This window comes from Staphylococcus sp. HMSC034C12 (assembly GCF_001835895.1).
GTDB classification, from domain to species: Bacteria; Bacillota; Bacilli; order Staphylococcales; family Staphylococcaceae; genus Staphylococcus; species Staphylococcus hominis.
On the sequence record NZ_KV826315.1, the window covers coordinates 1 to 15,173 of the forward strand.

15 protein-coding genes and 1 pseudogene are annotated in these 15,173 nt (G+C 31.7%); 9 read left to right on the forward strand and 7 right to left on the reverse strand.

Annotated elements, in window-relative coordinates:
• Window positions 1-93: 93 nt before the first annotated feature.
• The 3 genes from HMPREF2629_RS03540 to HMPREF2629_RS03550 form a co-directional block, all read right to left on the reverse strand.
• Window positions 94-1,221, reverse strand: coding sequence for an NADH-dependent flavin oxidoreductase (locus tag HMPREF2629_RS03540; protein WP_017175848.1), 1,128 nt, complete (start codon window positions 1,219-1,221; stop codon window positions 94-96).
• A 174-nt stretch (window positions 1,222-1,395) separates the two neighbouring features.
• Window positions 1,396-1,779, reverse strand: a complete 384-nt coding sequence (ygs, locus tag HMPREF2629_RS03545; RefSeq protein WP_002455545.1) for a S1 domain-containing post-transcriptional regulator Ygs — start codon at window positions 1,777-1,779, stop codon at window positions 1,396-1,398.
• Window positions 1,780-2,006: 227 nt separating this feature from the next.
• Window positions 2,007-2,609, reverse strand: coding sequence for a peptidylprolyl isomerase (locus HMPREF2629_RS03550; RefSeq protein WP_017175849.1), 603 nt, complete (start codon window positions 2,607-2,609; stop codon window positions 2,007-2,009).
• 68 nt (window positions 2,610-2,677) lie between these two features.
• Here HMPREF2629_RS03550 and kapB point away from each other — a divergent pair, with 68 nt between their 5' ends.
• From kapB to HMPREF2629_RS03595, 9 genes and pseudogenes are all read left to right on the forward strand, one after another.
• A complete protein-coding gene (gene kapB, locus HMPREF2629_RS03555; RefSeq protein WP_069723671.1) occupies window positions 2,678-3,058 on the forward strand; it encodes a sporulation phosphorelay system protein KapB in 381 nt (126 codons plus the stop codon).
• A gap of 132 nt (window positions 3,059-3,190) precedes the next feature.
• Complete coding sequence (locus HMPREF2629_RS03560) at window positions 3,191-5,593, forward strand: Na+/H+ antiporter subunit A (RefSeq protein WP_070813145.1); 2,403 nt, start codon at window positions 3,191-3,193, stop codon at window positions 5,591-5,593.
• A complete protein-coding gene (locus HMPREF2629_RS03565; RefSeq protein ID WP_017175851.1) occupies window positions 5,586-6,014 on the forward strand; it encodes a Na(+)/H(+) antiporter subunit B in 429 nt (142 codons plus the stop codon). Before HMPREF2629_RS03560 ends, HMPREF2629_RS03565 begins: the two co-directional genes overlap by 8 nt.
• A complete protein-coding gene (gene mnhC1 / locus HMPREF2629_RS03570) occupies window positions 6,014-6,361 on the forward strand; it encodes a Na+/H+ antiporter Mnh1 subunit C (RefSeq protein WP_002448250.1) in 348 nt (115 codons plus the stop codon). The genes HMPREF2629_RS03565 and mnhC1 overlap by 1 nt, the downstream gene beginning before the upstream one ends.
• Entirely contained in the window at window positions 6,348-7,847 is a 1,500-nt protein-coding gene (locus HMPREF2629_RS03575; protein WP_017175852.1) for a Na+/H+ antiporter subunit D, read from the forward strand. Before mnhC1 ends, HMPREF2629_RS03575 begins: the two co-directional genes overlap by 14 nt.
• Entirely contained in the window at window positions 7,847-8,326 is a 480-nt protein-coding gene (locus tag HMPREF2629_RS03580; protein WP_017175853.1) for a Na+/H+ antiporter subunit E, read from the forward strand. Before HMPREF2629_RS03575 ends, HMPREF2629_RS03580 begins: the two co-directional genes overlap by 1 nt.
• On the forward strand, window positions 8,326-8,616 hold the full coding sequence (locus HMPREF2629_RS03585) for a Na(+)/H(+) antiporter subunit F1 (protein WP_017175854.1): 291 nt from the start codon (window positions 8,326-8,328) through the stop codon (window positions 8,614-8,616). Before HMPREF2629_RS03580 ends, HMPREF2629_RS03585 begins: the two co-directional genes overlap by 1 nt.
• Window positions 8,594-8,950 carry a Na+/H+ antiporter subunit G1 gene (locus tag HMPREF2629_RS03590; RefSeq protein WP_017175855.1) on the forward strand — a complete coding sequence of 119 codons (357 nt, stop codon included), beginning with the start codon at window positions 8,594-8,596 and terminating at the stop codon, window positions 8,948-8,950. Before HMPREF2629_RS03585 ends, HMPREF2629_RS03590 begins: the two co-directional genes overlap by 23 nt.
• Window positions 8,951-9,059: 109 nt before the next feature.
• Window positions 9,060-10,219, forward strand: a pseudogene (locus HMPREF2629_RS03595) (NAD(P)-binding domain-containing protein).
• Window positions 10,220-10,276: 57 nt separating this feature from the next.
• On the opposite strand, the gene HMPREF2629_RS03600 reads toward HMPREF2629_RS03595, so the two are convergent.
• The 4 genes from HMPREF2629_RS03600 to HMPREF2629_RS03615 form a co-directional block, all read right to left on the reverse strand.
• Window positions 10,277-10,651: a PaaI family thioesterase gene (locus tag HMPREF2629_RS03600; protein WP_017175858.1), complete on the reverse strand. Its 375-nt coding sequence runs from the start codon at window positions 10,649-10,651 to the stop codon at window positions 10,277-10,279.
• An 18-nt stretch (window positions 10,652-10,669) separates the two neighbouring features.
• Window positions 10,670-11,989, reverse strand: coding sequence for a Na+/H+ antiporter family protein (locus HMPREF2629_RS03605; RefSeq protein ID WP_017175859.1), 1,320 nt, complete (start codon window positions 11,987-11,989; stop codon window positions 10,670-10,672).
• Window positions 11,990-12,183: 194 nt separating this feature from the next.
• Window positions 12,184-13,662: a M17 family metallopeptidase gene (locus tag HMPREF2629_RS03610; protein WP_048679026.1), complete on the reverse strand. Its 1,479-nt coding sequence runs from the start codon at window positions 13,660-13,662 to the stop codon at window positions 12,184-12,186.
• A gap of 99 nt (window positions 13,663-13,761) precedes the next feature.
• A complete protein-coding gene (locus HMPREF2629_RS03615) occupies window positions 13,762-14,970 on the reverse strand; it encodes an NAD(P)/FAD-dependent oxidoreductase (RefSeq protein ID WP_019835070.1) in 1,209 nt (402 codons plus the stop codon).
• Window positions 14,971-15,173 lie beyond the last annotated feature (203 nt).

The window sequence follows — 15,173 nt, forward strand, 5'->3', positions numbered from 1 at the left end:
CTGGCTATTTTGTTAGGAATTATGTCCCAGCCTCAGTGGACAAAATTCATTATGAGTTCTGTCTCACTACCATACTATTTCATATTTTATTAATTATTTATCTTTACGAGGTAACGGATAAAATCCTTTATTAAATTGTTCCCATAAATTTGGTGGTAACGCATGTTTATCTTCACGATTTGGATCAAAGTATGAGATAATTTCCTCTTCTTTACCCTCTTCAATTTTATGGATAAAGTTATAATCTAGAAGAATTCCACGACCTAATGCTACGAGTTCAATGCCTGTCGATTCTACTGCATCTAAAGCATCATCAGCAGTAAATACAGAACCTATACCAATGACTGGCATACGTCCATCTACCCATTGATGGATAAGTTTTAGACGTTCTTCTCCTTCATATTTACCCTCGCGTGTTTGTGAATGAATATCCATAATTGAAATATGAACATAATCAATCGCTTTTTTTGTAATTGTTTTAATTAATTTTTCTGTGTGTTCCATTGAAATACCAGGTGATTCTGCTTCTTCTGGTGATAATCTATAACCTACAATAAAATCTTTATTTGCATAAGTTTCTTTAACTTTTAATACTTCATCAATCACTGCAAGTGGGAATTTTAAATGGTCTCCCCATTCATCTTCACGACGATTATAGTATGGAGAGAAGAATTGATGAATTAAGTAATGGTTCGCTCCATGTATTTCTACGCCGTCAAATCCAGCTTCAATGGCGCGACGTGTAGCTTCACCGAAATCTTTAATTGTTTGTTCGATTTCTTCAGTAGTGATTTCTCTTGCATGATGTTCCTGTTGTTGACCAAAACTTTTCATTGAAACGGGGCTTGGTGCCACAACATCTCCATTAGGAGTCAATTCAGGTAAAGCTTGTGCACCACCATGATGAATTTGTACTAATGCTTTTGCGCCATTTTTCTTCATTGCTGTCGCTAAGCGTTTTAAACCTTCGATATCTGAATCGTGTGCGACAGATGGTTGGCCTGGGAAGGCTTTACCAATATCATTTACATTACTTGCAGCATTAATTGCAAGACCTACATCTTTGGCACGTTTCTCAATGTAAGAAATTTCGACATCTGAAATAGTACCATCATCATTTGATGATGTATGTGTTAAAGGGGCAAGTACAAAGCGATTTCTTAATGATACACCGTTGGGTAATGTAACAGTTTCAAATAATTTTTTATATTTATTATTCATAAGTAATTCCTTTCTAAATCTTTTAGTTTTATTATTTTCAAACTATAACATGAACATTTTTATGTCTCTACTTTTATGCTTATATGCATTAACCATCTTTTTAAATTTAGCAATATATTGACATAATAAAAAACGTTACTTAAAAAAGTAACGTTTTAGCGTGTTGACAGTCATTCAATTATTATTACGAATTGCACGTTTAGACTGCTTAATCCAGACCGGTAGGCGTTCTTCAAGCGTTTGAAACCCATACTTTTCTGTCTCTTTAATTTCATCTAATACAGACTGTTTTTCTTTTTTTCGTTCATAATTCTTAAAGTAATCATTATCTTTAAGTGACAAATTAAGCTTTCCTTCATCGTCTATAGAAAGGATTTTAGCTTTTACAATTTGACCTTCTGATAGAAATTTTTTTAGATTATGGACATAATCATCCATAATCTCTGAAATATGGATAAGTCCTTCAGTATGGTCAGGGGTCTCAACAAAAGCGCCATACGGTTGAATTCCAGTCACACGCACTTTAATATGCTGACCTTCTTTATAGTGAGTATTCAACTTGATAACCCCTTATTTCGTTTTTCTTAACATATTAATAATAGCATAAATCCCATACTTGGACTAACGATAAACTAATAAAAAATTAATTTCTTTAGAAATTTATATTTCTTCTTCATAAATTTACATTAAAAAGTTCGTTTTTAATATAAAAAGATGAGCGTAAATGTCTTATTTAAAACAGTTTACGCTCACCTTTTTTTATTTAATGATATTTCTTTGATGAATTAAGCTTTTTTATCTTCTACATCAATAGATTCAATAACCACATCATGTACAGGCTTATCTTGTGCCCCTACTTTAGTATTTGCAATATCTTCTAATGTAGTTTCACCGTCAATTAATTGACCAAACACAGTATGTTTTTGATCTAACCAAGGTGTTCCACCTTTTTCTGCATAAGCTTTAGCAATTGGTTCAGGCCAACCGCCATCAACAAGCTGATTAAGCATTGTATCTGGTACTTCTTTCATTTGAACAACAAAGAATTGTGAACCATTTGTATTTGGACCAGCATTTGCCATTGAAAGAGCACCATATAAATTAAATGCTTCTAATGAAAACTCATCCTCAAATGAACCTCCATAAATACTTTCTCCCCCCATACCAGTAGCAGTAGGGTCTCCACCTTGAATCATAAAATCATTAATGACACGATGGAATGTAATGCCGTCATAATATCCATTTTTTGCATGTGTCACAAAATTTTCAACTGTTTTTGGAGCAATCTCAGGAAACAGCTTAAATGTCATATCTCCTTTATTTGTATGCATAATTACTTTAATTTCATTATCTTGTATTTCTTTATTTAACTGTGGATAGTTAGTCATTTAAATTCTCCATTCATGTTATGATGATATAGATACATATTAACATATTTGAAAGGAAGTAATATAGCATGTTATATCGATTCTCTCACAAAACAGGTACTTATGGTGTAACGATTAAAGAAGATAGCAATCATCAAGTTTTAGTACAAATTGAACAAGTCATTAAACATCCTAAACAAGGAGATTTACATCATCCTGGTGAAACTGAAGGTGTTTTTTTTCATGAAAGACGTGCTTTAAGCCATTATGAAAAACGTTATGCAACACGTTCACAATTGAGAGATTTTAATGTAGAAGAGATGAAATATGAAGATTCTTTACAACAAGCGATTACTAAAATGGAAAACGAATTAAAACAACAACACACAGAATACGCAAAATTGGCATTAGACAATTTAAACAGTCTAAAAAAAGACTATTCTATCCAATATAAACAAAATTTTTTCTAGTCCATTTTACGTCTTTCTTCCTATTTAACAAGATAAGTAAAATTGCTGACTTTACATCTTTTCACAGTTTTTCAGAATAAATTGATTGATGTATAATAAAATTTATAACAATTTTTGAAGGAGGAAAATATAGTGAGTTTGATACATATTGCGGTACTTTTACCGTTAATATTCGCACTCATTATTCCAATCCTTTATCGTTTCTTTAAAAAGATTCATTTAGGATGGTTTGTATTACCTGTTCCTGTTGTCTTATTTATTTATTTTTTATCTTATATTTCAACTACTCAATCAGGTAATACAGTAATAAAAACTTTCAATTGGATGCCACATATCGGCATGAATTTTGATATTTATCTTGATGGCTTAAGCATACTCTTTAGTTTGCTTATAACTGGCATTGGAAGTTTAGTAGTTCTTTATTCAATCGGTTATTTAGATAAATCTGAACGATTAGGGAATTTTTACTGTTATTTATTACTGTTTATGGGTGCAATGTTAGGCGTCGTACTCTCAGATAATATCATTATCTTATATCTATTCTGGGAATTAACTTCATTCTCAAGTTTTTTACTCATTTCTTTTTGGAGAGAAAAGAAAGCTTCTATATATGGAGCACAAAAGTCACTGATTATCACTGTATTTGGAGGACTTAGTTTACTTGGTGGATTAATCTTAATTTCACTTGCAGGACAATCATTAAGTCTACATTATTTAATCCATCATGTATCTCAAATACAAGACAGTTCTTTCTTTACACTTGCAATGGTTTTAATTATGTTAGCAGCTTTCACAAAATCTGCACAAGTGCCATTTTACATTTGGTTACCTGATGCAATGGAGGCACCTACTCCTGTCAGTGCATATTTACATTCAGCTACAATGGTTAAAGCAGGGTTATATCTTGTTGCACGTTTAACCCCATTATTCGCGATATCAGAAGGATGGATATGGACTATTACTTTAGTAGGCTTAATCACACTATTTTGGGCTTCATTAAATGCAACGAAACAACAAGATTTGAAAGGGATTCTAGCATTTTCTACAGTTTCACAATTGGGAATGATTATGTCTATGCTAGGTATTGGAGCTATAAGTTATCATTTTGAAGGTAGTGACAGTCAATTATATATCGCTGGTTTTACAGCAGCTGCTTTCCATTTAATTAACCATGCTACCTTTAAAGGTGCATTATTTATGATTACAGGTGCCATTGATCATGTGACAGGCACACGTGATGTAAAAAAATTGGGCGGTTTACTTACTATCATGCCAATTTCTTTTACTCTTACTGTAATTACAGCATTAAGTATGGCAGGTGTGCCACCATTTAATGGTTTCTTATCAAAAGAAAAATTCTTAGAGGCTATGATAGAAGCTACACACACGCCTCTATTTAGTTTAAATACTCTAGGTATTGTTTTTCCAATTTTAGCGATTGTAGGTAGTATATTTACATTTGTATATTCAATTAAATTCGTACTACATGTATTCTTTGGTAAATATCATTCTGATTTATTACCTAAGAAAGCACATGAAGCATCATTATTAATGTTAATTTCACCAGCAATTCTAGCATCGCTAGTTGTTGTTTTCGGATTATTCCCTGGACTATTAACACATTCTATAATCGAACCAGCTACTAAAGCCATAAGTGGAATATCAACCGTACATGCAGAATTCCATATGTTCCATGGTATTACTCCTGCGTTCATCTCTACTTTAACGATTTGGATTGTAGGTATTATCTTATTATTTACGTTCAATTACTGGATTCGTTTATTAAAAGCACAACCAGACAACTTAAAATTAAATTATTGGTATGATACTACTGGCAAATGGTTACCAAATCATTCCGCTTCTCTAACTAATTATTATGTTAATGGGTATGTACGTGATAGTTTAGTCTTTATTTTTGGTACATTAATTGTGTTAACACTCATCACATTAGTGAGGGTACCGTTTAGCTTTAATTTTAAAAATATAAATACAATTCACATCTATGAAATGATTATTATCATAATACTTACTATCTCAGCGTTCTTAGTTGTTACAGCAACATCTCGTTTATTTAGTATTATTATGCTTAGTGTTGTTGGCTATGCAGTATCAGTTTTATTTGTTTTCTTTAAGGCACCTGATTTAGCTTTAACACAATTTGTTGTTGAGTCTATCTCAACGGGTCTATTTCTATTATGTTTCTATCACTTGCCTAACTTAAATCGCTATAATGAAAAAACATCATTTAAATTAACGAATGCTATCATCTCTATTGGTGTTGGTTTGGTAGTGACAATATTAGGTCTTATCGCTTATGGTAATAGACATTTTTCTTCTATTGGAGAATATTACAAGGCACATGTTTATGACTTAGCACATGGTAAAAATATGGTTAACGTTATTCTCGTAGACTTCCGTGGTATGGATACCTTATTTGAATCTTCTGTATTAGGTATTGCAGGTCTTGCAGTTTACACGATGATTAAATTACGAAGTAAACGTAACAAAACAAGTGAGGTGGAAAGCAATGAATAGACAAAATAACAATTTAATGTTTCAGTATTCAGCTGTAATTATTGCTTTCTTAATTGCTCTTTTTGGTATTACTTTATTTTTAGCAGGACATTACACACCAGGTGGAGGATTTGTTGGTGGATTGCTTCTATCAACTGCTTTGACCATTATTATGATTGCATTTGATATAAAAACGATGCGTAAAATCTTTCCTTGGGATTTTAAAATCTTAATTGGTATTGGTTTATTATTCTGTGTAAGTACGCCTATAGCAAGTTGGTTTTATGGAAAAAGTTTCTTTACACATACAGAATTTAATATTCCATTACCACTTCTACACTCTGTTCATATGAATACACCAATGTTCTTCGACTTTGGCGTTATGTGTGCAGTAATTGGTACAGTAATGACTATTATTATAACGATTGGAGAGAACGAATAGTGGAAATTATTATGATTATTGTATGTGGCATACTTACATCAATCAGTGTCTATCTCGTTTTATCTAAAAGTTTAATACGTATTATTATGGGGACAACGCTGATTACACATGCATCAAATTTATTTTTAATTACTATGGGAGGATTGAAACATGGTGAAATGCCAATATATGAAAAAGATATTCATCACTATGTAGATCCAATCCCTCATGCATTAATACTTACTGCAATTGTTATTGCATTTGCAACTACTGCTTTTTTCTTAGTCTTAGCTTTTAGAACGTATAAAGAATTAGGCACAGACAACATAGAACAAATGAAAGGAGTGCCTAGTGATGATAGCAACTAATATGGTTGTTCTTACATTAGTTATACCAATCATTACCGCTATTATTCTTATCTTTTTGGGTCAACGCTACCCATTAAAGCGTGCGGTCACATTGATAGGTTTAGTTTTAACTTTGATTGTAGCGATGATTAATTTAATTAATGTTAGTAAATTTGGTCCTCTTAAAGTAGAATTAGGTTCTTGGCCAGCCCCATATGGTATTATTTTTTTATTAGATACGTTAGGGGCAATGTTGATTGTAACGAGTATTATCATTACTCTGCTCATTACGATCTATTCTTTTTCAACTGCCGGAATCGATAGAGAGCGTTACTATTTTCATTTTTCAATCGTCTTTATGTTAGTGGGTATTATTGGTGCTTTCACTACTGGAGATATTTTTAACCTTTTCGTATTCTTTGAAGTCTTTTTAATGTCATCTTATGCATTGCTTGTATTAGGTGGTACACGTATTCAACTTCAAGAAACGGTGAAATATTTACTTATTAATGTTGTAACATCGACATTTTTCGTTATTGCTGTTGCTATCTTATATTCAATCGTCGGCACTTTAAATATGGCTGACATTAGCGTAAAACTGAATGAATTATCTCATTCACATCAAGGATTATTAAGTATTGTCTTTATTTTGTTCATCTTTGTGTTTGCAACTAAAGCTGGTGTTTTTCCATTATATGTTTGGTTACCTGGATCATACTATGCGCCACCTTTTGCTATCATTGCATTCTTCGGTGCTTTATTAACTAAAGTTGGCGTCTATGCTATTTTAAGAACACTTAGTCTTTTCTTCCATAACACAATGAGTTTTTCTCACTATACTATTTTATTCTTAGCACTATTAACGATTATATTTGGATCCATTGGTGCCATTGCTTATTATGATATTAAAAAAATTATTTTATATAATATTATGATTGCAGTAGGTGTCATACTCGTTGGTGTTGCTATGATGAGTAAATTAGGAATTATGGGTGCTATATATTATACCATTCACGATATGTTAGTTAAGACTGCACTTTTCTTAATTATTGGTGTCATGTATCAAATTACCAAAACATCAAATCTTAAGTCATTCGGTGGTTTAATTAAGACATATCCTATACTTGGTTGGTCTTTCTTTATTGCAGCTTTAAGCTTGGCTGGTATTCCCCCATTTAGTGGGTTTTATGGAAAATACTTTATTGTAAAAGCCGCTTTTGAAAAAGGATTTTATATCAGTGCAATTATCGTATTACTTTCAAGTTTAATCGTACTCTATTCTGTGATTCGTATTTTCCTACATGGTTTCTTTGGTGAACCTAAGGGATATAAACTGAATAACAAAGTAAATGTAAAACAAGCAACAATCGTTTCAGTAATTGCCGTTGTCATTACTGTACTATTTGGTTTATCTGCTGATGCACTTTATCCATTTATATCAGAAGCAGCTAAATCTTTCTATGATCCTAATGTTTATATTAAAAGTGTATTAGGAGGTAGATACTAATGGCTCTTCAATTTGTGTTAAATATTATATTAGCTATTATATGGATGTTTTTAAGTGGCAGTTATACATTTAATAACTTTTTACTAGGATTTTTAATAGGAATTGGGCTTGTTTACTTATTTAAAAAAGTATTGCCTGGTAGTTTTTATTTAAAAAGAGTTTATAAAGTCATTAAATTGATTGTTGTCTTTTTTATAGAATTAATGAAAGCCAATATTGATGTATCCAAAATTGTGTTACAGCCAAGACTTAAAAATCAACCTGGTTTCTTTATTTATCACACAGATTTAAAACATGATTGGCAAATTGTTTTATTATCTAATTTAATCACTTTAACACCAGGAACTGTCGTTTTAGGTATTAGTGATGATAGAACTAAAATATACATTCACTCAATTGACTTTAGTACGAAAGAAGAAGAAATTGAAAGCATTAAATCATCACTTGAAAAAGTAGTGAGAGAGGTGGGCGAAGCTTAATGGTAAAAACAATTATTATTATTGCTTTAATTGTCGTAGTATTATCGATGCTAGCAATGTTTATTCGTATTATTAAAGGTCCCACTTTACCTGATCGCGTCCTTGCACTAGACGCTATTGGCTTACAATTGATGGCGTGTGTTGCATTATATAGTGTATTTATCGGCTCACAATACTTACTTGTAGTTATTTTACTTATTGGTATTTTAGCTTTCTTAGGTACAGCAGTATTCTCTAAATTTATAGATAAAGGTAAGGTGATTGAACGTGATAGCAAAAATCATCATTAGTTTAGCCATCATTTTCATTATCTTAGGTGCATTGATAAGTGCAATTACTGCTATTGGTATTATTCGTTTAAAAGATGTCTATTCACGCGGTCATGCTGCAGGTAAATCTGCAACATTAGGTGCTATATTTTTATTATTTGGAACGTTTTTATATTTTATGGGAACAGAAGGATACGCCAATATGCAACTGATATTCGGCATTATTTTCATTTTGATTACTGGCCCTCTTTCTAGCCATTTAATGATGAAAGCATCATATAATAATAAAACGCCTTATACTAAAGATACAAAAATTGATGAACTTAAAGATGAATTTAACAATAAGAAAATATAATTTGATAAAAATCGAGGTACTTTCTTAAAGTGCTTCGATTTTTTGTTTTGAAAAAGATAGTTTTATGTTATTATAAATCGTAATAATTACGTTTTAAAGGGGTTTTATTATGCATCGGACTATTATTGGTGGCGGTATACAAGGAACCACTATAGCAATTAAGTTACGTGAAGTAGGCATGTCCATCCAAAATCTTACAATTATCGACCCTCATGATTCTTTATGCGAACAATTTCATAAATGCACAAATAGAATTGCTATGCCTTACTTACGTTCACCTATTGTACATCATATTCATCCTGACCCATTTCATTTGAAAAAATTTGCAAAAATGAATTAGTATATTAATCCAACTTTTGGTCGTTATCAAAGATCTCAAACAGAGATGTTTATGGATCACACACATGCTCAAATACATAACTACCATCTAAATCAAAGTTATATTCAAAGTTATGTTCAACGCATTGAAAAAAATCAAAGAGGATGGAGTATTACAACAAGTCATCATTCTGTCATTCAAACTGATTGTGTTGTTTTAGCACAAGGATGTCATAATGAACCTTTTGTCCCTGCCGCATTTACTCAAGCTAAAGATGTATGTCATATATTTAGTGATCATTTTAATTCTCAATTATTTTCACAATCATCTCATGTCATTGGAAGTGGTATTTCAGCTGCTCATTTAACATTAAAGCTTTTAAAATTAGATAAGAATAAAATCGTTCATTTATGGATGAATAAAAATATAGATATTCAACATTTTGATGCTGATCCTGGTTGGCTAGGTCCAAAAAAAATGAAGGCCTTTTTAAATCATTCTTCACATGAAGAAAAACTTCAAACAGTATTAAAAGAAAGACATAAAGGTTCAATGCCTCACGAGTTATATTTACGCTTAAAGAAATATGTTCAAAATAAAAGACTTATTATACATAAAGAAGAGATTAAGGACTTAAAATCGCATCAAATTATTACTGAAAATTTAAATATCCCATATGATTACATACTTTTAGCAACTGGATTTAAGTCTTCAACTTTGCAGCAACCCATGATACAATCTCTAATTCAAAATGCTAATGCCCCCTCCTATCTTGTGGATTTCCAAACATCACACATGAATTAGAATGGTTACCTCATTTATTTGTTGCTGGTGGACTAGCTGATTTAGAACTTAGTCCATTTGCCAGAAATATCATGGGAGGTAAAGAAGCAGCTCAAAGAATTTATAGCGTATTTCAAAGAATAAATCACCATAGAGAAGTATCATAAATATAAAATACTAGCCCGTAGATGAATATTTTCTACAGGCTAGTATTTTATAATTTGTTATTTTAATGGTTTAATCCCTATTGTACCTCTCATGATACTAATTAATTTATCTTGATCACTTTTAATTTCTATATTCCATACTTGTGTCGTATGACCTTTATGAATAATAGAAGCGGTAGCAATCACGCGTCCCTCTTTTACTGAGTGAATATGATTGGCATTCATTTCTAAACCTAATGGGATAAAGTGTTTCGTATCAATTAAATGGGCAGCGCCTAATGAACAAGCTGTTTCACCTAATGCAATACTTGCACCACCATGTAGATAGCCAAAGGGTTGTTTAACCTTATCAGTGACTGGCATGGAAATTACAACTATTCCCTCATCTACTGTTTCGATTTTCATATCAAATGTTTCAAGTAAATTAGACATGTTGTCACCTCTTTTTTTCTATAATACCATTGCAGCTATTGTACCAAAAATCATCAATGGAACATTATAGAAAAGGAAGTTAGGTATACATGTATCTCTAATGTGATCATGTTGACCATCTACATTAAGACCTGCTGTGGGTCCAAGTGTTGAATCACTTGCTGGTGAACCAGAATCTCCAAGTGCAGCAGCTGTTCCTACTAAAGCAATTAATGCCATATTATCTAAACCAAGAGATGAACCTAGTGGTATAAATAAAGCTGCAATAATTGGAATCGTAGCAAAAGATGATCCAATGCCTAACGTAACAATAAGGCCAACAATATACATTGCAATAATAGTAATTAATTTATGTCCATTTGTAATCTCAGTTAAACTAGAAACTAATTTTTCAATATCACCAGTAGCATTCATGACACCGGCAAAACCGTTAGCTGATAAAATAACGACACCAATAAATGACATTATTTTTATTCCTTCTACAAATTGACTATCTAATTCATTCCATTTATAAATACCAGAAATAAAGAATATCAGCACTCCAGCTAATGCTCCAAAAATCATTGAATCCGTAAATGTTTGAACTAAGAAAGTAGCGAAAATAGCAACAATCGTAACAACTAATACATATGGCCGAATTTCTGCTATTTCTTCTCCATTATCTTTAAGTACCTCTTGCTTATATTCACGTGGTTTACGATAAACAAACAACCCAATAACTAAACCGACAATATAACCAAGTGAAGGAATTAACATTGCTTTCCAAATCATATTAAATTCGATAGGATGATGAGCTTTTTGAAATCCACTTTGTATAATTTGGTGGAAAATCTGTCCAAAGCCATAAGGTAGTAAAACATATGGCCAACATAAACCAAATCCTATAACTAAACCAATTAATCGTCTATCAATTTTCAAATCGTTAAATAGACTAAGTAATGGTGGAATTACAATTGGTATAAATGCAATATGTACTGGAATTAAGTTCTGACTCATAATACTCATTGCTAGTAATACTAAAATAATAATCACTTTTACTTTAATCCTTGATAAGCGGCTATTCTCAGTATGAATCGCACGAATAATTTTATTTACTAAATAATCTGTGATGCCACTATATGATATCAGTGCTGCAAAGCCCCCTAATAAAGCGTAACTTAATGCCACTTCCGAACCATCTACAATATTTTTACCGAATACACTAATTACTTTGTTTAAACTCATGCCAGATATTAGACCACCTACAAGTGAACTAATAAATAAACTAATGATAACATTCAGTCTTAAGAGACATAATATAATCATTAATATTACGGCAATAACTACAGCATTAAACATTATACCCACATCCTTTATCACTCTACCGAACTAAAGTGTATAATTATGTGATTAATAATATCAAGTAGTTAGGCGGTTGTCAACGCTTAATATAATAGTATTTTAAAAAAAATAAACGTCTAAGGTACCAATGTACCTCAGACATTTATCTATTTTGCCTCACAATGAATGTATATTCATTTCTAACATCCATTTTATATTGATTGTCTTAACCAATTCACAATGGTCATTATCATGCTTCCTGTCGGACCTTTAGGACCTTTATAGTTATTTTTATTAATCGTTGCAGGACCTGCAATATCAAAATGAATATGTGGCGTTTGCTCACTAAAATGCGTAACGAAAGCTGCAGCAAATAAGGCTTTACCTTGTCCATTTGTATGATTCACTAAATCAGCGACCTCTGTATTACGAATCAATTGTTGTTCAGTTTGAGTAATAGGTAATTCAAAAGCGAATTCATCAACTTCTCTAGCACTTTCTAAAATGTGTTTCATATCTTCATCTGCATTCGAACTAAATAAAGCAGCCTTATCTTCTCCTAATGCCGCTATAGCAGCACCTGTAAGAGTAGCAAAATCACATATTAAACGTGGTTGAAATTGATTTGCATAAAATACGCCATCTCCTAAAACTAAACGACCTTCAGCATCGCTATTTAAAACTTCTACTGTTTCACCACTTAAGGCAGTATATACATCATCTGGTTTCATAGCCTGTTGACTAATCATATTTTCTGCAGAGACAATGACACCTACAATATTTACTGGTAAAGATAATTTAGATACAGCATCAATCATTCCTACAACGTTAGCAGCACCACACATATCAAATTTCATTGTTTGCATACCCATTTTAGATTTGATGCTATAGCCACCAGAATCATATGTAATCCCTTTCCCAACTAATGCAATAGGTGCTTCATTTTTATCTGTTCCATGATACGTTAAAGTAATAACAACAGGAGGGTGAGTAGATCCTTTACCTACAGCATGTAGTAAACCAAAACCTTCTGATAACAATGTGTCATTATTTTTAATATCTACTGAAACAGAAGACGATTTAAAGTGATGTGCTACTTCACTTGCAAAGTATTCTGGAGTAAGTATATTGGGAGGCATATTACTAAAGTCACGTGCTATATTCACCGATTCACCAATCAAATACCCCGCTTTTATATTTTTTGTATCCTCATCACTATTAGATGATTCTATAAATAATTCCAGTTGATATGGTGTGGATTTGTTAGATTTATAGTTGTTAAATTCATAAATCGATTGTCTACTTTGTAATCCGAAAATCTCTGCAATACTTGTTTTGTCAATTTGTTTTGAATTAAATGTATCAAAAAGAACATTTGCTTCTGTCACACGCTCTTTTTTTAGATATTGAAAAAGTGTACCAAATACTTTTAAAAATGAAGCATAAGATAATGTTTTCAAATTTCCTAGTCCAACCGTAATTAAACGTTTAGGTTCATTATTTATGTATAAAATAGTCGAAGATGTTTTTCCTAATTGACTACTTACAATATGTCGATGTCGGTAATTTTCAATAGTTTGTGTAAGGTCACTATTTTTGTACGTGATCTTTCCAATTTGATTAAGATGATCGGGTACTCCTAGAATAATAATGTCGGTCATTTTATTCGAATCATAATTAAAATGTATCATATAACTCTCCTTTAAAATAAAGGAGTGAGATATTGAAATCTATTTTGTTTCACAGATTTCTGTCTCACTCCTTAATGATTAAATATTTAATTTATTAACTTAGAATTTACCTTTTTTAAATGCTAAGCCAACGCCACCCATTTTGAATACTGCACGTGTATCAATCACTTTCTTCATGAACGCAGCTTTTTTACCAGTGATGTCTCTACCAAACACATGACCTACACCATCATGTGAACCTAAAGAACAAACTGTACCACGATCAATATATTCGAAGTCAGTTGTAGCTTGGCCATTTAAGATATTTTCAATATTTTTAGCAACATGCGCACCTTGTTGCATAGCAATTTGAGCAGTTGTTGGTAATGGACGTTCCTCACCTGCTGGGATAAACGCAGAAACATCACCAATAACGAAGATATCATCATGACCATCGATTGTTAAATCTTGTTTAGTTACGATACGACCACGTTTTACACCTTCGAATGATTCTTCCATAAGTTGACTACCGCGAACTCCAGCAGCCCACACTGCAGTATTGGCTTCAAGTTGTTGTTCTTGATCATTTGTTTTAACTTTGAAACCTTTTTCATTACAAGCAACGATTGGCGTACCAATTTTAAATTCAACGCCACGTTCTTCTAAATAATTAACTACATAATTTACAAGATTTTCTGAGAACATTGGTAAAATTTTAGGCATAGCTTCAACACATGTAATTTTAACTTTATTTTGATCTACACCATATTTATTACATAATTCAGGAATTCTGTCTGTTAATTCACCTAAGAATTCAATACCTGTAAATCCAGCGCCACCTACTAAAATTGCTAAATCATTTTCATCTTTCTCTTTTGATGCGGCGTAGTTCGCAAATTTATCTTCAATATGACGAGATAATTCGCGAGCAGTATGAATATTTTCAATTTGGAACGCATGTTCTTTCATTCCGTTAATACCGAATGTTTCACTTTCAAATCCTAAAGCAACAACTAAAATATCATATTCAAAAATACCATGAGTAGTTTCTACTTTTTTAGCATTTCTATCAATTTTAGTTACTTCTGCATTAATGAAGTTGACTTTATTTTTGTCAATTACACTTTCAATTGGATAAATTAAATCTTCATAATTTAACGTACCAGCTGACGCTTCGTGTAACCAAGTTGCTTCATAATGATATTTGTTTTTGTTAACTAAAGTGATTTCTGCTTCATTTGCAGATATTTCTTTTTGTAATTTAGTAACTGCTTGTAAACCTGCATATCCTGCACCTAATACAAGTACTTTTTTACGATTTTGTGCCATTTCATTCACCTAAGCTTTCGTATTTTTTCTTAAATGTAGATAAAGGCTACAAGTTTCAGAACATGTTGAAACGTAGCATTTTTATAATACAATAGTATTGTAAAAATACTGATTGTTTCGTAAAACTTTGAACTTAACCTATTTGTTCATCCCCATTTATAGTCTTAGTCAACACTTTTATATTCCATTTTGCGAACATTTAT

Bases quoted from the DNA above. Each gene is read 5' to 3' on its own strand.
- HMPREF2629_RS03540 (WP_017175848.1), bottom strand. From the start codon at position 1,221: ATGAATAATAAATATAAAAAATTATTTGAAACTGTTACATTACCCAAC.
- HMPREF2629_RS03550 (WP_017175849.1), bottom strand. From the start codon at position 2,609: ATGACTAACTATCCACAGTTAAATAAAGAAATACAAGATAATGAAATT.
- kapB (WP_069723671.1), top strand. From the start codon at position 2,678: ATGTTATATCGATTCTCTCACAAAACAGGTACTTATGGTGTAACGATT.
- HMPREF2629_RS03565 (WP_017175851.1), top strand. From the start codon at position 5,586: ATGAATAGACAAAATAACAATTTAATGTTTCAGTATTCAGCTGTAATT.
- HMPREF2629_RS03575 (WP_017175852.1), top strand. From the start codon at position 6,348: ATGATAGCAACTAATATGGTTGTTCTTACATTAGTTATACCAATCATT.
- HMPREF2629_RS03580 (WP_017175853.1), top strand. From the start codon at position 7,847: ATGGCTCTTCAATTTGTGTTAAATATTATATTAGCTATTATATGGATG.
- HMPREF2629_RS03585 (WP_017175854.1), top strand. From the start codon at position 8,326: ATGGTAAAAACAATTATTATTATTGCTTTAATTGTCGTAGTATTATCG.
- HMPREF2629_RS03600 (WP_017175858.1), bottom strand. From the start codon at position 10,651: ATGTCTAATTTACTTGAAACATTTGATATGAAAATCGAAACAGTAGAT.
- HMPREF2629_RS03605 (WP_017175859.1), bottom strand. From the start codon at position 11,989: ATGTTTAATGCTGTAGTTATTGCCGTAATATTAATGATTATATTATGT.
- HMPREF2629_RS03610 (WP_048679026.1), bottom strand. From the start codon at position 13,662: ATGATACATTTTAATTATGATTCGAATAAAATGACCGACATTATTATT.
- HMPREF2629_RS03615 (WP_019835070.1), bottom strand. From the start codon at position 14,970: ATGGCACAAAATCGTAAAAAAGTACTTGTATTAGGTGCAGGATATGCA.